General features: G+C 70.1%; 14 protein-coding genes. 9 read left to right on the forward strand and 5 right to left on the reverse strand.

The window, feature by feature from the left end; translation table 11 throughout:
• Nucleotides 1-2 precede the first annotated feature (2 nt).
• The 6 genes from BIV25_RS34145 to BIV25_RS34170 all read left to right on the forward strand — a co-directional run bounded on the left by BIV25_RS34145 (nt 3) and on the right by BIV25_RS34170 (nt 6361).
• Complete coding sequence (locus BIV25_RS34145) at nt 3-1649, forward strand: sensor histidine kinase (protein WP_256256594.1); 1647 nt, start codon at nt 3-5, stop codon at nt 1647-1649.
• Complete coding sequence (locus BIV25_RS34150; protein ID WP_071376383.1) at nt 1646-2335, forward strand: response regulator; 690 nt, start codon at nt 1646-1648, stop codon at nt 2333-2335. The genes BIV25_RS34145 and BIV25_RS34150 overlap by 4 nt, the downstream gene beginning before the upstream one ends.
• A 115-nt stretch (nt 2336-2450) precedes the next feature.
• Complete coding sequence (locus tag BIV25_RS34155) at nt 2451-3824, forward strand: extracellular solute-binding protein (RefSeq protein WP_107486465.1); 1374 nt, start codon at nt 2451-2453, stop codon at nt 3822-3824.
• Complete coding sequence (locus BIV25_RS34160) at nt 3821-4711, forward strand: carbohydrate ABC transporter permease (protein WP_071376384.1); 891 nt, start codon at nt 3821-3823, stop codon at nt 4709-4711. Before BIV25_RS34155 ends, BIV25_RS34160 begins: the two co-directional genes overlap by 4 nt.
• A gap of 6 nt (nt 4712-4717) precedes the next feature.
• The gene (locus tag BIV25_RS34165; RefSeq protein ID WP_071376385.1) at nt 4718-5545 is read left to right on the forward strand and encodes a carbohydrate ABC transporter permease; all 828 of its coding nucleotides are present in this window, start codon (nt 4718-4720) and stop codon (nt 5543-5545) included.
• A 120-nt stretch (nt 5546-5665) separates the two neighbouring features.
• Nucleotides 5666-6361 carry a helix-turn-helix transcriptional regulator gene (locus BIV25_RS34170; protein WP_107486467.1) on the forward strand — a complete coding sequence of 232 codons (696 nt, stop codon included), beginning with the start codon at nt 5666-5668 and terminating at the stop codon, nt 6359-6361.
• 26 nt (nt 6362-6387) lie between these two features.
• Here BIV25_RS34170 and BIV25_RS34175 read toward each other — a convergent pair whose 3' ends face one another.
• Nucleotides 6388-7413 (reverse strand): ATP-dependent 6-phosphofructokinase, encoded by a 1026-nt coding sequence (locus BIV25_RS34175; protein WP_071376387.1) that lies wholly within the window; start codon nt 7411-7413, stop codon nt 6388-6390.
• Between the two features lie 192 nt (nt 7414-7605).
• Here BIV25_RS34175 and pta point away from each other — a divergent pair, with 192 nt between their 5' ends.
• From pta to pyk, 3 genes are all read left to right on the forward strand, one after another.
• On the forward strand, nt 7606-9681 hold the full coding sequence (gene pta / locus BIV25_RS34180) for a phosphate acetyltransferase (protein WP_071376388.1): 2076 nt from the start codon (nt 7606-7608) through the stop codon (nt 9679-9681).
• Nucleotides 9682-9710: 29 nt separating this feature from the next.
• A complete protein-coding gene (locus tag BIV25_RS34185) occupies nt 9711-10919 on the forward strand; it encodes an acetate kinase (protein WP_071376389.1) in 1209 nt (402 codons plus the stop codon).
• Between the two features lie 84 nt (nt 10920-11003).
• A complete protein-coding gene (gene pyk / locus BIV25_RS34190; RefSeq protein ID WP_071376390.1) occupies nt 11004-12431 on the forward strand; it encodes a pyruvate kinase in 1428 nt (475 codons plus the stop codon).
• Nucleotides 12432-12533: 102 nt separating this feature from the next.
• Here pyk and BIV25_RS34195 read toward each other — a convergent pair whose 3' ends face one another.
• The 4 genes from BIV25_RS34195 to BIV25_RS34210 all read right to left on the reverse strand — a co-directional run bounded on the left by BIV25_RS34195 (nt 12534) and on the right by BIV25_RS34210 (nt 16793).
• Nucleotides 12534-13901 (reverse strand): hypothetical protein, encoded by a 1368-nt coding sequence (locus tag BIV25_RS34195; RefSeq protein WP_177235514.1) that lies wholly within the window; start codon nt 13899-13901, stop codon nt 12534-12536.
• On the reverse strand, nt 13891-14457 hold the full coding sequence (locus tag BIV25_RS34200) for a DUF6114 domain-containing protein (protein ID WP_071376391.1): 567 nt from the start codon (nt 14455-14457) through the stop codon (nt 13891-13893). The genes BIV25_RS34195 and BIV25_RS34200 overlap by 11 nt, the downstream gene beginning before the upstream one ends.
• Before the next feature lie 115 nt (nt 14458-14572).
• Nucleotides 14573-15205 (reverse strand): DUF6230 family protein, encoded by a 633-nt coding sequence (locus BIV25_RS34205; RefSeq protein ID WP_071376392.1) that lies wholly within the window; start codon nt 15203-15205, stop codon nt 14573-14575.
• Between the two features lie 619 nt (nt 15206-15824).
• Nucleotides 15825-16793, reverse strand: coding sequence for a tetratricopeptide repeat protein (locus tag BIV25_RS34210; RefSeq protein ID WP_071376393.1), 969 nt, complete (start codon nt 16791-16793; stop codon nt 15825-15827).
• Nucleotides 16794-16798 lie beyond the last annotated feature (5 nt).

The raw sequence follows: 16798 nt of genomic DNA on the forward strand, positions 1-16798 counted from the left end.
GCTTGACGAAAGACATAGAGGCACCCCCCCGGCCTCGCAGCCTGGCGGGCCAGCTGTTCGCCGTGCAGGCCGTGCTGATCGCACTGGTCGTGGCCGGGTACGCGCTGTTCACCTACGTCAGCGACCGGCAGCAGGCCCAGGACGCGGCGCAGCGCCAGGTCGTCGCGGTGGCCCGGTCGATCGCGGACGCCCCCTCGGTCCGCTCGGCGATCCACACCACGGCCCCCTCCGCCGTGCTCCAGCCCTACGCCCTCCAGGTCACCCGGGACGCCGACGTCGACTTCGTGACGATCATGAACACGGACGGCATCCGCTGGACCCACCCCGATCCGTCGCAGATCGGCAAGCGGTTCCTCGGCCGTATCGGCCCCGCCCTGCACGGCCACACCTTCACCGAGACCTACACCGGCACCCTCGGCCCGTCCGTCCGCGCGGTGACCCCGGTCGAGGAGGACGGCCGCGTCATCGGCCTGGTCAGCGCCGGCATCAAGGTCGAGGCGATCAGCGAGCGGGTCCAGGGCCAGGTCACGGCCCTGCTCGGGGTGGCCGGCGGCACCCTGCTGCTGGGCGCGGTCGGCACGTACGTCGTCAACGCACGCCTGCGCCGCCACACCCACGGCATGAACGCCGCCGAGCTGAGCCGGATGCACGACTACCACCAGGCGGCGCTGCACGCGGTCCGCGAGGGCCTGCTGATGCTGGACGGGCAGTACAGGGTGGCGCTGATCAACGACGGCGGGCGCGAGCTGCTGGGCGTGGGGAGCGAGGAAGAGGTGATCGGCCACTCGGTCGCCGACCTCGGCCTGCCGGGCCCGCTGACCGGCGCGCTGCTGTCGTCGGAGCCGAGGGTGGACGAGGTGTATCTGACGGCCTCCCGCGTCCTGGTGGTGAACACCTCCCCGGTGTCGGGAGGCGAGCGGCGAGGAACGGTGGCGACCCTGCGCGACGTGACCGAACTCCAGGCGCTGACGGGCGAGTTGGACTCGGAACGCGGCTTCACCCAGGCCCTGCGCTCCCAGGCGCACGAGGCCGCCAACCGCCTCCACACGGTCGTCTCGCTGATCGAGCTGGGCCGGGCCGAGGAGGCGGTGGCGTTCGCCACGGCCGAACTGGAGCTGGCGCAGGCCCTGACCGACCAGGTCGTGGCGGCGGTGCGCGAGCCGGTGCTGGCCGCGCTGCTGCTCGGCAAGACGGCCCAGGCCAACGAGCGGGGCGTGGAGCTGGTCGTCTCCCCCGACAGCCGCCTGGACGACGGCCTGCTCCCGGCGGAGCTGTCCTCCCGCGACCTGGTCACGATCCTCGGCAACCTGATCGACAACGCGGTGGACGCGGCGCAGGGCAGCGCCGGGGCGCGGGTGACGGTCACGGCGTACGCCTCGGAGCGCGAAGTGGTCCTGCGGGTGACCGACACCGGCCCCGGTGTCGACCCGGCCCATGCCGACCTGGTATTCCAGCGGGGGTTCTCCACCAAGCCGGCCGGACCCGGCGGGCGGGGACTCGGGCTGGCCCTGGTCCGACAGGCGGTGGCCCGCCACCAGGGCACGCTGACGGTGGCGGAGCCCGACGACAACGGCGAGGGCGGAGCGGTGTTCGAGGTGCGGTTGCCGACGCGTACGACTTCCCCGCTGCCGGGAGGCGACACGACATGACGGATGCACCGGCGATCAGGGTGCTGGTGGTCGAGGACGACCCGGTGGCCGCGGACGCGCACGTGCTGTACGTCGGCCGGGTGCCGGGGTTCGTCGCGGTCGGCAAGGCCCACACGGGCGCGGAGGCACGCCGCGTCCTGGACCGCACGCCCGTGGACCTCCTCCTGCTGGACCTCCACCTGCCCGACGTGCACGGCCTCCAGTTCGCCCGCTCCCTGCGCGCGGCCGGCCACCATGCGGACGTCATAGCGGTGACCTCGGCCCGCGACCTCGCGGTCGTCCGCGAGGGCGTCTCCCTGGGCGTCGTCCAGTACGTCCTGAAGCCCTTCACCTTCGCGACCCTCCGCGACCGCCTGGTCCGCTACGCCGAGTTCCACGCCGCGGCCGGCGAGGCGAGCGGCCAGGACGAGGTCGACCGCGCCCTGGCGACCCTCCGGGCACCCTCACCCGCGGCCCTCCCGAAGGGCCTGAGCGGGCCCACGCTGGAGCGGGTGACGTCCGCTCTGCGAGAGGCGCCGGAGGGCCTTACGGCGGCGGGCCTGGCGGAGTCGGTGGGGATCTCCCGCATCACCGCCCGGCGGTATCTGGAACACCTGGTGGAGACGGGCCGCGCCGACCGGAGCCCGCTGTACGGACAGGTGGGGCGGCCGGAGTTGGTGTACCGGTGGGTGGCGCGGGGGCGGTGAGGCCGGGGATCTCCGGGTACTGATCCCGCGCACATCCATTGACCTGACCAGACCGCCCCTCTTACCTTCACACGGCAGTCATCTCCGCGCCATCCCCACGTGCGCTCAGGAGGTCATGCCCGTGCGCCCCACCGCCGCCCTCTCCGCCCTCCTCACCACCGTTCTCGCCGCAGCAGCCCTCACCGCGTGCACCAGCGGCTCCGGAAGCAGTCCCAACACCCTCAAGGTGTCGTACAAGCAGTCGACCGACAACTCCATCAAGGTGATGGACACCTATCTCGCCGGGATCAAGAAGGAGTTCGAGAAGAAGTACCCGGGGAAGAAGGTCGAGTTCGTTCCCGTGAAGGCCCCGGACTCGGAGTACTACACCAAGGTCCAGCAGATGATGCGCTCGCCGAGGACCGCGCCGGACCTGGTCTACGAGGACACCTTCCTCATCAACTCCGACATCACGAGCGGGTATTTGAAGCCCCTCGACCCCTATCTCGCGGGCTGGCCGGACTGGAAGCAGTTCCTCGACAACGCCAAGGCGTCGGCGCGGGGTGCGGACGGGAAGACGTACGGTGTGCCGGACGGGACCGACACCCGGGGGCTGTGGTTCGACAAGCGGGTGTTCCGGAAGGCCGGGCTGCCGCTGGACTGGCAGCCGAAGACCTGGGACGACGTCCTCGCCGCCGCCCGTACCATCAGGCAGAAGGTGCCCGGCGTCGTCCCGCTCAACGTCTACACCGGCAAGCCGGCCGGTGAGCGGGCGACCATGCAGGGCATGGAGATGCTGCTCTACGGCACGGGGGACGGGACGTCCGATCCGCTGTACGACAGCGCCGGCAAGAAGTGGATCGCGGGGAGCCAGGGGTTCACGGACTCGCTGAGGTTCATCGAGAGCGTCTACAAGGAGAAGCTCGGGCCCGACGTCTCCGACGCCCTCGACCCGAACTACGCCACCACCGTCGCGGGCGAACTGCTCCCCCAGGGCAAGCTGGGCATCGACCTCGACGGCTCCTGGCTGCCGCAGAACTGGCTGCCGGGCAGCGGCCGTGACTGGCCGGACTGGTCCAGGCAGCTCGGTCTCGCGTACATGCCGACCCAGCACGGGCAGGCCCCGGGGAAGGTGAGCATGTCGGGCGGGTGGACGTGGGCGATTCCGGCCAAGGCCGGGCACCCCGACCTCGCCTTCGACTTCATCAAGACGATGCAGACGGAGGCGAACGCCAGGAAGTGGTACATCGCCAACTCCGGTATCGCGCTGCGCAAGGACGTCGCCGCCGACCCCGCGTACGCCACCGCCCAGCCCGGCATCAGGTTCTTCACCGATCTGGTGTCCAGCACGCACTACCGGCCCGCCTATCCGGCGTATCCGAAGGTGTCCACGGCGATCCAGGAGGCGATGGAGAGCGTGACCACCGGTGACGCGTCGGCCGCGAAGGCGGCGAGCACGTACGACTCGACGCTGAAGGACGTCACCGGCGGCCAAGTGGTCCGCAGGTGAGTCCACACGTGAGGCGGCGTCCCGGCCGGGCCCGCCGCCGGTTCGTGCGGGCGCTCCCGCTCACCCCGGCCGTCGTCCTCATCCTGCTCTTCCTCGCCGGCCCGATCGCCTACTGCGTCTACATCGCCTTCACCGACCTGCAGTTGACCGGGCAGGCGCACGCGTCGTTCGTCGGGTTCGACAACTTCCGCAGGGCCTTCCGGGACAGCGAGTTCCTGAACGCCGTATGGCTGACGCTGGTGTTCACCGTGCTGTCCTCGCTCGTCGGGCAGAACACCCTGGGGCTCGCGCTGGCCGCGCTGATGAAGCGGGCCGGCAGGACCGTGCGGACCCTCACCGGCGGGGTGGTGGTCACGGCCTGGGTGCTGCCGGAGGTCGTCGCCGGGTTTCTGCTGTACGCCTTCTTCCGGCGGGAGGGGACGCTCGACGCCATCCTGGAGTGGCTTGGTCTGCCGCGTCAGAACTGGCTGTTCACCCTGCCCATCCTCGCCGTGTCCTTCGCCAACGTCTGGCGCGGGACGGCGTTCTCGATGCTCGTCTACTCCGCCGCGCTCGACGAGATCCCCGCCGAGATCACGGAGGCCGCGGAGGTCGACGGGGCCGGCGGCTGGCGGCGGATGTGGCACATCACGCTGCCGATGATCCGCCGGTCCATCGCCACCAACCTCATGCTCAACACCCTCCAGACGCTGTCCGTCTTCGGGCTGATCTGGGTGATGACCCGGGGCGGCCCCGGCAACAAGAGCCAGACCCTGCCGCTGTTCATGTACGAACAGGCCTTCCAGAACAGCATGATCGGATACGGCACCGCGGTCGCCCTGCTCCTGCTGCTCGTCGGCTCCCTGTTCTCCGTCGTGTACCTGCGTCTGCTGCGAACGGAGGTGTGACCGGCCGTGCCCCGCAAGCGCACCTCCCGCCGGCTCACCGCGGACGCCGCCCTGCTGCTGGTGGCCGCCGCCTTCGCCCTGCCCCTCGCCTGGGTGGTGCTGTCCGCCGTGGACCCGCACGCCGACCTCAGGGTCCGCGTCCCGGGCGGCTTCACACTCGCCAACTTCCGGGCCGTCCTCACCCCCGACATCACCTACACGCCGCTGCTCAACAGCCTGGTCCTGTGCGGCTGCGCGACCGCGCTGACGGTCGTCTGCGCTGCCCTCGCCGCGTACCCGCTCTCCCGTTTCCACTCCCGTCTGAACCGGCCGTTCCTGCTGACGATCCTGTTCGCGACGAGCCTGCCGATCACCGCGATCATGGTGCCGGTGTACGCGCTGTTCGTCCGCGTGAATCTGATCGACACCATGCAGGGCACGATCCTGTTCTTCACCGCCTCCCAACTCCCCTTCGCCATCTGGCTGATGAAGAACTTCATGGACGGGGTGCCGAGGGAGCTGGAGGAGGCGGCCTGGACGGACGGCGCCTCCGCGCTCCAGTCGCTGCTGCGCATCGTGCTGCCGCTGATGGGCCCGGGCGTCGCCGTCGTCACGGTGTTCTCGTTCGTGACGATGTGGGGCAACTTCTTCGTCCCGTTCATGCTGCTGCTCACCCCGGACCAGATGCCGGCCTCGGTCAGCATCAACGACTTCTTCGGCAACCGCGGCATGGTGGCGTACGGCCAGCTCGCCGCGTTCTCCGTGCTCTACTCGACACCGGTGATCCTGCTGTACGTCCTGGTGGCGCGCAGGCTGGGCGGCGGGTTCGCGCTGGGCGGGGCGGTCAAGGGGTAGCCGGCACAGGTGTTCCGTCCGTTACATTCCTTACATACCGAACAGTCGGAACTGTACGTTCACACAATCCGTGCTCCTGGCCGAACAGACCGTAGCCATGACCGCACCGACACCCTTAGGTTGTGCGAGGTGCGCCAACCGTCAGCTCCACCGTTCAACGCCCAGGCCGCCCGCAGACTGCGCGCGGCGCTCGGCATGGGCCCCGAGCATGTCGCCTACGGCATGCGCGTCTCGTACGGCATGCCCTACGTCACGCCCGATCTCGTCATCTCCTGGGAGCGGGGTACGGCGGTGCCGTCGAGCCCTGAAGTCACCGCTCTCGCCGGGGTGTTGTGGTGCTCCCCCGGCGAGCTGATCGGACGGCCCCGCACCCTGCGGGAGCACCGCATCGCGCGCGGTCTCGCCGGTGAGGACGTCGCCCGTGCGACCGGCCTGGAGCACCGCGCCTATCTGCGCATGGAGGAGAGCGACGACTGGCGCGGCAACGAACGCCAGTCCGCCGCGCTCGCCGAGGCCCTCCAGCTGTCCCTGCCGGACTTCGTCGCCGTGACGAAGCGGGAGGGGAAGCTCACCGAACTGCTGCGCAGCGCGGTCACCACGCGCTGGCAGGCCTACGTACGGCCGGTCGGCAAGCTGGTGCCCCTGGACCGGAAGCTGCTGGAGAGCGCTCTCCAACGGCTGCACACGGACTATCAGGGGCAGATGGTGGCCAGCCTCAACTGGGGCGGGAACAGCGCGGCCGACGCCGCCGGCGACGCGGGCCGCGAGTTCCTCGACGGGATAGTCGAGCGCTTCTGGGCGCTCGCCGTTCCCTAGGAGACCGACCCCTGGGAGACCGGCCCCTAGAAGACCGACTCCGCCTCGTCCATCCGGTCCTTGGGGACCGTCTTCAGTTCGGTGACCGCCTCGGCGAGCGGCACCATCTGGATGTCGGTGCCGCGCAGCGCGGTCATCCGGCCGAACTCGCCGCGGTGGGCGGCCTCGACGGCGTGCCAGCCGAAGCGGGTGGCGAGGACGCGGTCGTAGGCGGTGGGGACGCCGCCGCGCTGGACGTGGCCGAGGATGACCGGCTTGGCCTCCTTGCCGAGGCGCCGCTCCAGCTCGTAGGCGAGCGCGGTGCCGATGCCCTGGAAGCGCTCGTGGCCGTACTGGTCGATCTCGCCCTTGCCGTAGTCCATGCTGCCCTCGGCGGGGTGGGCGCCCTCGGCGACGCAGACGACGGCGAACTTCTTGCCGCGGGCGAAGCGCTCCTCGACCATCTTGACCAGGTCGACCGGGTCGAAGGGCCGCTCGGGCAGGCAGATGCCGTGGGCGCCGGCGGCCATGCCGGACTCCAGGGCGATCCAGCCGGCGTGCCGGCCCATGACCTCGACGACCATCACGCGCTGGTGGGACTCGGCGGTGGTCTTCAGCCGGTCCATCGCCTCGGTCGCGACACCCACGGCCGTGTCGAAGCCGAAGGTGCGGTCGGTGGAGGAGATGTCGTTGTCGATGGTCTTCGGGACGCCCACAACGGGCAGGCCGGCGTCGGAGAGCATGCGGGCCGCGGTCAGCGTGCCCTCGCCGCCGATCGGGATCAGCGCGTCGATGCCGAACTCCTCGACCATGTCGGTCGCCTTGTCGCAGGCCTCGCGCAGCCGGTCGCGCTCCAGCCGGGAGGAGCCGAGGATCGTGCCGCCGCGGGCCAGGATGCCGCTGACGGCGTCCAGGTCGAGGGAGCGGTAGTGGCGGTCGAGCAGACCGCGGTAGCCGTCCTCGAAGCCGATGACCTCGTCGCCGTACTGTGTCACGGCCCGGTGCACGACCGACCGGATCACGGCGTTCAGGCCGGGGCAGTCGCCGCCTGCGGTGAGAACTCCGATGCGCATCGTGCTGTGTCTCCTGCTCGCTGTCGGTGCGGGTGAGCCAGTGCCGATTCTTCCACGTCCGCCGGAGCACCGACCTACTTGACGGGCGCTTTATCCGGAGCCGGAGGTATTGTCAAGAGGGTTCCGCTCACCTTGGTGGGCGATTTTTATGCCGGTGATGCGACATACGAGACCGAGGAACGGAGTGGACGCGTGACGCGCAGCGTGTACGTGACCGGGATCGACCGGGGCGACGGCCGTCAGGTCGTGGAGCTGGGAGTCATGGAGCTCCTGACCCGCCAGGTCGACCGGGTGGGGGTCTTCCGTCCGCTCGTCCACGACCGTCCCGACCGGATGTTCGAGCTGCTGCGCTCGCGCTACCGGCTCTCCCAGGACCCGGCGACCGTCTACGGCATGGACTACCACGAGGCGTCCGCGCTCCAGGCCGAGCGGGGTACCGACGAACTGGTCTCCACGCTGGTCGACCGCTTCCACCTGGTGGCCCGCGACTACGACGTCGTCCTCGTCCTCGGCACCGACTTCGCCGACACCCAGCTGCCCGACGAGCTGTCCCTGAACGCCCGGCTGGCCAACGAGTTCGGCGCCTCCGTGATCCCGGTGGTCGGCGGCCGCAGGCAGCCGGCCGAGTCCGTGCTCGCCGAGACCCGCAACGCCTACCGCGCCTACGACGGCCTCGGCTGCGACGTGCTCGCCATGGTCACCAACCGGGTGGCCCGCGAGGACCGCGACGAGATCGCCGAGCGGCTGCGCGACCGGCTGCCCGTGCCCTGCTACGTCGTCCCCGACGAGCCCGCGCTGGCCGCGCCGACCGTCGCCCAGATCGTCCACGCCCTCGACGCGAAGGTCCTGCTCGGCGACGACTCGGGGCTCGCCAGGGACGCGCTGGACTTCGTCTTCGGCGGCGCGATGCTGCCGAACCTGCTCGGGGCCCTGACCCCGGGCTGCCTGGTCGTCACCCCGGGCGACCGCGCCGACCTGGTCATCGGCTCGCTGGCCGCGCACAGCGCCGGCACCCCTCCGATAGCCGGTGTGCTGCTGACCCTGAACGAGGTGCCGCGCGAGGAGATCCTCACCCTCGCCGCCCGCCTCGCCCCCGGCACCCCGGTGCTGTCCGTGACCGGCAACAGCTTCCCCACCGCCGAGCGGCTGTTCTCGCTGGAGGGCAAGCTGAACGCGGCCACCCCGCGCAAGGCGGAGACCGCACTCGGCCTGTTCGAGCGCTACGCCGACACCGCCGAGCTGGCCGCGCGGGTGAGCGCACCCAGCACCGACCGGGTCACTCCGATGATGTTCGAGCACAAGCTGCTGGAGCAGGCCCGCGCCGACAAGCGCCGGGTCGTGCTCCCCGAGGGCAGCGAGACGCGCGTGCTGCACGCGGCCGAGGTGCTGCTGCGCCGGGGCGTGTGCGACCTGACCCTGCTCGGCCCCGAGGACCAGATCCGCAAGAAGGCCGCCGACCTCGGCATCGACCTCGGCGACAGCCAGCTGATCGACCCGGCCACCAGCGAGCTGCGCGATGCCTTCGCCGAGCAGTACGCCCTGCTCCGGGCCCACAAGGGCGTCACCGTCGAGCTGGCCTACGACGTCGTGACGGACGTCAACTACTTCGGCACCCTGATGGTCCAGGAGGGCCTGGCCGACGGTATGGTCTCGGGCTCCGTGCACTCCACGGCCGCCACCATCCGCCCGGCCTTCGAGATCATCAAGACCACGCCCGAGTCGTCGATCGTCTCTTCCGTCTTCTTCATGTGCCTGGCCGACAAGGTGCTGGTCTACGGCGACTGCGCGGTCAACCCGGACCCGGACGCGCAGGCGCTCGCGGACATCGCCATCCAGTCGGCGGCGACGGCCGCGCGGTTCGGCGTGGAGCCGAGGATCGCGATGCTGTCGTACTCGACCGGCACGTCCGGTTCGGGCGCCGACGTCGACAAGGTGCGCGAGGCGACCGAGCTGGCGCGCTCGCGCCGGCCCGACCTGAAGATCGAGGGGCCGATCCAGTACGACGCGGCCGTCGAGCCCTCGGTCGCCGCGACCAAGCTGCCGGACTCCGATGTCGCCGGGCAGGCGACGGTCCTGATCTTCCCGGACCTCAACACCGGCAACAACACCTACAAGGCCGTGCAGCGCTCGGCCGGCGCGATCGCCGTCGGACCGGTCCTGCAGGGTCTGCGCAAGCCGGTCAACGACCTGTCCCGGGGCGCGCTCGTCCAGGACATCGTCAACACCGTGGCCATCACCGCCATCCAGGCCCAGACGCCCGCCAACTGACCTTCCCGTACAGAGAGTTCCCGAACACCGTGACCGCGACCCGCGTCCTCGTCCTCAACTCCGGCTCCTCGTCGCTGAAGTACCAGCTGCTCGACATGCGCGACGCCGCCCGCCTGGCCGCCGGCCTGGTGGAGCGCATCGGCGAGCAGACGTCCCGGTTCAGGCACACCCGCCTCACCACCGGCGAGACCCGCGAGCACACCGGGCCCATCGCCGACCACGACGCCGCGCTCAAGGCGGTCGCCGCCGAGCTGGGCCGGGACGGCCTCGGCCTGGACTCGCCCGAACTGGCCGCGATCGGGCACCGGGTGGTGCACGGCGGGATGTTCTTCACCGAGCCGACCGTCATCGACGACGAGGTGATCGCCGAGATCGAGCGGCTGATCCCGGTCGCCCCGCTGCACAACCCGGCCAACCTCACCGGCATCCGCACCGCCCGGGCGCTGCGCCCGGACCTGCCCCAGGTCGCCGTCTTCGACACCGCGTTCCACACCACGATGCCGGAGTCCGCGGCGCGCTACGCGATCGACCCGAGGATCGCCGACCGCCACCGCATCCGCCGCTACGGCTTCCACGGCACCTCGCACGCGTACGTCTCCCGCGAGACGGCGCGGCTGCTGGGCAAGGACCCGTCCGAGGTCAACGTGATCGTGCTGCACCTGGGCAACGGCGCCTCGGCCTCGGCGGTCGAGAAGGGCCGGTGCGTGGACACCTCGATGGGGATGACGCCGTTGGAGGGGCTCGTGATGGGCACGCGCTCCGGTGATCTGGATCCGGCCGTCATCTTCCATTTGGCCCGGGTTGGGGATATGTCCATGGACGAGATCGACACTCTTCTCAACAAGAGGAGCGGTCTGTTCGGCCTGTGCGGGGACAACGACATGCGGGAGATCCGCCGCCGGATCGACGAGGGCGACGAAGAAGCCGCACTCGCCTTCGACATTTACATTCACCGGCTCAAGAAGTACATCGGCGCGTATTTCGCCGTACTGGGCACGGTGGACGCGATCGCGTTCACGGCCGGGGTCGGCGAGAACGCCGCGCCGGTGCGCGAGGCCGCGATCGCGGGCCTTGCCGGGCTGGGCCTCGCGGTCGACCCGGAGCTGAACGCGGTGCGAGCGGACGAGGCCAGGCTGATCTCTCCGAAGGATGCGCGTGTCGCGGTCGCCGTGGTGCCGACGGATGAGGAACTGGAGATCGCGACCCAGACCTACGCACTGGTCGGAAAGAACAACTGAATAGCACCTGAGCGGTGCGCCACTCATTTGTATCTTCCGCCAGACGGAATATTCCGTAGCGAAACAAACCGATAGGATCGCCCCATGCGCCGTTCCAAAATCGTCTGTACGCTCGGCCCCGCGGTCGACTCCCACGAGATGCTCGTCGCCATGATCGAGGCGGGCATGAATGTGGCCCGGTTCAACTTCAGCCACGGCACCCACGCAGAGCACCAGGCGCGGTACGACCGCGTCCGCGCCGCGTCCAAGGAGACCGGCCGGGCCATCGGTGTCCTCGCCGACCTCCAGGGGCCGAAGATCCGTCTGGAGACCTTCGCCGAGGGTCCGGTCGAACTCGAGCGCGGTGACGAGTTCGTCATCACGACCGAGGACGTCCCGGGCGACAAGCACATCTGCGGTACGACGTACAAGGGGCTGCCGGGCGACGTCTCGCGCGGCGACCAGGTCCTGATCAACGACGGCAACGTCGAGCTGAAGGTCCTGGACGTCGAGGGCCCCCGGGTCAAGACGATCGTCATCGAGGGCGGTGTCGTCTCCGACCACAAGGGCATCAACCTGCCCGGCGCGGCCGTCAACGTGCCCGCGCTGAGCGAGAAGGACGTCGAGGACCTGCGCTTCGCCCTCCGCATGGGCTGCGACATGGTCGCGCTGTCCTTCGTCCGGGACGCCAAGGACGTCCAGGACGTCCACCGCGTCATGGACGAGGAGGGCCGCCGGGTCCCGGTCATCGCCAAGGTGGAGAAGCCGCAGGCGGTGCAGAACATGGCGGACGTCGTCGCGGCGTTCGACGCCGTGATGGTCGCGCGCGGTGACCTCGCCGTCGAGTACCCGCTCGAAAAGGTCCCCATGGTGCAGAAGCGCCTGATCGAGCTGTGCCGGCGCAACGCCAAGCCGGTGATCGTGGCGACCCAGATGATGGAGTCGATGATCACCAACTCCCGCCCGACCCGCGCCGAGGCCTCCGACGTGGCCAACGCGATCCTGGACGGCGCGGACGCGGTCATGCTGTCCGCCGAGTCCAGCGTGGGCGCCTACCCGGTCGAGACCGTCAGGACGATGTCGAAGATCGTCCAGGCGGCCGAGGAGGAGCTGCTGAGCAAGGGCCTGCAGCCGCTCGTGCCGGGCAAGAAGCCGCGTACGCAGGGCGGTTCGGTCGCGCGTGCCGCGTGCGAGATCGCCGACTTCCTCGGCGGCAAGGGCCTGATCGCCTTCACCCAGTCCGGTGACACCGCGCGCCGGCTGTCCCGCTACCGCGCGGTCCAGCCGATCGTCGCCTTCACCACGGACGAGGGCACCCGCAACCAGCTCACCCTCAGCTGGGGCGTGGAGTCGCACATCGTGCCGTTCGTCAACACCACCGACGAGATGGTCGACCTGGTGGACCAGGAGGTCGCCAAGCTGGGCCGCTTCGACGCGGGCGACACCGTGATCATCACGGCCGGCTCGCCCCCCGGCGTCCCCGGCACCACCAACATGCTCCGCGTCCACCACCTGGGCACGCAGGGCAACTGAGCAACCGGCCGTACGGGCCCCGTACGGCACCGAGGGCGCCCCCTGGGATCCAGGGGGCGCCCTCGGCTTTTGTGCGGCTCCCGAACGGGCTGGTGCGACCGGTCAGTTGTCGGTCGTGTAGACGTGCATCCCGGGCACGTGCAGGTTGCCGCCGAACTGGCCGGCCTGGACGACCTTCACGTTGGTGAAGTAGATCAGCGGGATGTTCAGCGGCGGCGGGCTGTCCGGGCTGAAGGTGATCGGGATCAGGCCGAACAGGTTGCCCGAGATGCTCTCGGTGTACATCGTGGTGGAGCCGCCGGTGATGGTGGACGTCGATCCCTTGGACGCCTGCACGTGGTAGACCTTGCCGGACAGCTTGTCGTTCACCGTCTGGTGCAGGTCACCGATGTCCGTGCCGCCGGAGATGACGTACTTCAGCACCTTCTTGGTGGTGCCGGACGCCGTCTTCACCTCGACGATGCCCTGGTAGTCGGCGCTCTTGAGCAGCAGCGAGCTGGCGCTCAGGTACCAGGGGTCGTCCGCCACCGGCACCTGGTTGTCGACGCCGCTCTGGTCGGTCGTGGCCGCCGGGCAGTCCCCCGCCGGGGTGCCGGCGCTCGCCGACGGACTCGGGGCCGCCGAGGCGGCCGCGTCCTGCGCCGCCTTGGTCGTGTCGGCGACCGTCTTGGACACCGTGCCGGTGGCGTTCTTCACCGTGTCCGTGACGGTCTTGCCCGCCTTGGAGACGGTGCCCTTGACCGTGTCGGTGAGCTTGGAGCCGGTGGACCCCGCGGAACTCGCCGACGCGTCCGGGGTGGCCGACGCCTTCGGGGACGCACTGGCCGACGGGGTCGCCGACGGCGAGGGGCTCGCGGACGAGCCGGAGTCCTTGCCGCCGCCGAGCAGACCGCCGAGCGTGTCGCCGATGGTGTCCAGCAGGCCGCCGCTGCTCTTGGACGCGGACGGCGTCGGCGAGGCCGAGTCGCTGCCCGAACCCGAGGAGCCCGAACCGGAGGAGCCGGAGGTCGCGCTCGGCGTCGGGGTCGCCTTGTCGCCGGAACCTGAATCCGACGAAGAGGACGATGACGTCGAAGACGACGAAGGGGTCGTGTCCGAGCCCTTCGTGCCGGCGCTCGCCGAGGGCGACGGCGTGGCCGAGTCGGACGCGCTCGCGGAGGCGGACGGCGTCGGCGAGGCCGAGCTGTCCTTGCCCGCCAGCTGCTTGACGCAGTTCTTGTACTCGTCCGCCGTCAGGCTCTTCGACGTCGTCGACGGCGACGGGCTGCTGCCGCTGTCGGCGAGCGCGAGCGTGGACGTGAAGCCCATGCCCATCAGCACCGCGGTCGGCATCGCCACGGAGGCTATCGCCTTGCCCGCGGGCATGTGGAACCTGGTGAACAGCGGCTTTCTGGGTGCCGCGTGGCGGGGCCCGGTTCTCTCACGGGACCCGTCCACCTCGGTCTCGCGGGTCGCCTCGTCAGCCGGCACTGTGCCTCCCGTTCGCCCCGTTGGCCGGGCTCGTTCCTGACAGGTCGTTCTCGCCCACGCCGTCCATGGCCGTGCCCTTGTCGAAGCCGTAGGGGGCCTCGCCCGGCGCCTCGCCCCCGGCCGGGGGGACGTCCTGCCCCGCCTCCGGCTCCGGAGGAACGCCCGGCGCCCAGGACACGGCCATCGCTCCGCCGATCAGGGCGAACAGAAAGCCCACGACGAAGCCGCCGAAGTTGGACACCGGAAGGGACACCAGCGCCAGCAGGATCGCGGCGACTCCCGCGAAGGTCCGTACATGCTTCTGGAACCAGAGGCTGAAGCCCAGGACGACGAGCAGCACACCGATGATCAGGGATCCGGCACCGGCGGTGGTCGCCAGCGCCAGCGTGAGATGGCCGACCTGGAGATGCGCGTACGGGAAGTACATGATCGGAAGGCCGCCGAGCATGACGAACAGACCGGCCCAGAACGGACGGGCACCACGCCAGGCGCGGAACTGCTGCCTCCGGTAGGTGAACTGGCCGGGGTGGGCGGCGGCAGGGGTCTCGGCGCTCATGGAAAACAGCTCCCTGTTGCGGTGTTGCTGTGGCGGTGATGTACCCCGGGCGCGCAGGACACCCGGGGAGTGGACGGGCGGGGGCGCCACCGGCCCCCCGCCCGTCAGCGAGTGCTCAGTAGCACTCGTGCGTTCCCGTGGACACCGACATGTGCAGACCGCTGAGCTTGAAGGTTCCGGCGGTGGTCGCCCACGCCGTCTGCTTCACGTTCGTCAGCGTGGCCGAGTCGGCCTGCTGGGCGAACCCGTAGGGGTTCGACTGCTCGCTGCCGCCCTTCATGCCGGGGCCCTTGTGGGCGTCCTTGGCGGCCACACCGATGTCGATGTTGTTGAACGTCGCGTCGGCGCTCAGGTCATCGAGGTCGATGTAGAGGTTCGTCGCCTCGACCGGGTCCTTCGCGCCGGCCTTCAGCGTGAGGCTGACCGAGCCGAGCACCGGGATGTTCGGCGTGACGACCGACTGGCACATGTTCGTGATCTTCGCGGAGTTGAACGCCGAGACCGCGACGGGGTGAGCCGCCTTCTGGCCGTCGAGCGAGTAACCCGAGTCGATCGCTCCGTACTGTTCGAAGCCTTGGCCTTCGAGCCGGTCCGCCGTCACCTTGAACGACTGGCCGGAGACACTGAACGACGCGGCGAGAGCGCCCTGCGCGAGGGCGACACCTATGCACGCCGTGGCGGCGACGCTGGGCACCATGACCACAGCGAACCGCTTCCATCTGGTCCCGCCACGCACCTGGGACTCCATATTTCCTCCTTCTCGGACGTACATCTCCTGGTCCGGAAGCCGCGGTGGACGGCTCGGCCGGACAGGGATGGGAGAAGTGCTACGTCCTCGGAAGGGGAGCGCCCGCGCTCGGTGGCGCGAAACGCGCCACAATCACCGGCGATCACCCCCGAGCGACAACCACTGGTCGCGCCTGACACGCATCACGCACAACCTTGCTGGACAGGCTTCGCCGGCCGGCGAAGACCCCCCTGCCCAAGAGCCGGCGCCACTGCCGCCGGCTCTGCTCGGTGGGGACCCAGAGTCTCCCGTTCCCCGACCGGTTGCCGGGGTGCGGAAATGGACCGAGCGTCGCCGATCGTGGTGCATTCTCGCCCGTGACACAAGGGGCTTCGTTACTCGGTAGTAACGGGGGGATAACCGTAGGACGACCCGCCGATCTCGGAGCGCGACACACGGTCGCGACTCTGGGCAGAGCAAAGCCGTTGATCTCTGGATGAAACCAGACAGATCAACGGCTTCGATTTACTCCGAGTAACAGCGGCCGCAATTACCAAGATTTGGTAAAGCACGGCCGCCCTGACGTCTCGTCGGCAAATCTTTCACCCCGGCATCACAAGCCGTGGCGTTTAGTGACTGGTCAGAACAACGCCCGGGCCAGCGCCCTGCGCGCCCCGACCACCCGCGGGTCCTCCTGGCCCACGACCTCGAACAGTTCCAGCAGTCGCAGCCGAACCTTGTCGCGGTCGTCGCCCGCGGTGCGGCTCACGGTGTCGATCAGGCGCCCGAAGGCGTCCTCGACGTGCCCGCCCACCAGATCCAGGTCGGCCGCGGCGATCTGCGCGTCGGCATCCTTCGGCCGCTCGGCGGCCTCCTGACGCACCTTCTGCGGGTCGAAGCCCTGCACCCGCTGGAGCAGTTCGGCCTGCGCCAGGCCGAGCTTGGCCTCCGGGTGACCCGGGTCGTCGGCCAGCACGTTCTGGTACGCCCGGACGGCACCGGCCAGGTCGCCGGCGTCCAGGGCGTCGGCCGCCGCGTTCAGCGCCGCGTCGTACGGCCCCACCTGCTCCTGCGCGGGGGCCTCGCCCGGCCGGGCGTCCGGGTCGACGGTCAGGCCGGTCAGCCCGAAGCGCTGCTCGGCGACCTGCACCAGCTGATCCAGCGTCTCCCGGATCTGCTGCTCGCCGGCCGCACCCTGGAAGAGCGGCAGCGCCTGGCCCGCGACGACGGCGAACACCGCCGGGATGCCCTGCACCCCGAACTGCTGCATCAGCATCTGGTTGGCGTCGACGTCGATCTTGGCGAGCAGGAAGCGCCCGTCGTACTCGACGGCGAGCCGCTCCAGGACCGGGCTCAGCTGCTTGCAGGGCTGACACCACTCGGCCCAGAAGTCGATGACGACCGGGACCTCGGCGGAGCGCTGGAGGACATCGCGCTCGAAGCCCGCCTCATCGACGTCGATGACGAGATCGGCCGGGGCGACGGCCCCCGTGCCACCCTGCCGGGCGGCCTCGGCGCGCGTCTGCTCGGCCTTGGCCTTGGCCTCCTGGGCCGCCTTCACCGCGGCGAGGTCGACGACGCCGCTCATGGACATGTTCCGTGGCTGCATGCGTC

Origin of the sequence: Streptomyces sp. MUSC 14, from assembly GCF_001866675.1 — a bacterium.
In the GTDB taxonomy this organism is placed as follows: domain Bacteria; phylum Actinomycetota; class Actinomycetes; order Streptomycetales; family Streptomycetaceae; genus Streptomyces.

Coding starts and splice junctions, on each gene's coding strand:
- BIV25_RS34175 (WP_071376387.1), bottom strand. CDS start 7,413: ATGCGCATCGGAGTTCTCACCGCAGGCGGCGACTGCCCCGGCCTGAAC.
- BIV25_RS34200 (WP_071376391.1), bottom strand. CDS start 14,457: ATGAGCGCCGAGACCCCTGCCGCCGCCCACCCCGGCCAGTTCACCTAC.
- pyk (WP_071376390.1), top strand. CDS start 11,004: ATGCGCCGTTCCAAAATCGTCTGTACGCTCGGCCCCGCGGTCGACTCC.
- BIV25_RS34155 (WP_107486465.1), top strand. CDS start 2,451: ATGCCCGTGCGCCCCACCGCCGCCCTCTCCGCCCTCCTCACCACCGTT.
- BIV25_RS34205 (WP_071376392.1), bottom strand. CDS start 15,205: ATGGAGTCCCAGGTGCGTGGCGGGACCAGATGGAAGCGGTTCGCTGTG.
- BIV25_RS34150 (WP_071376383.1), top strand. CDS start 1,646: ATGACGGATGCACCGGCGATCAGGGTGCTGGTGGTCGAGGACGACCCG.
- BIV25_RS34210 (WP_071376393.1), bottom strand. CDS start 16,793: ATGCAGCCACGGAACATGTCCATGAGCGGCGTCGTCGACCTCGCCGCG.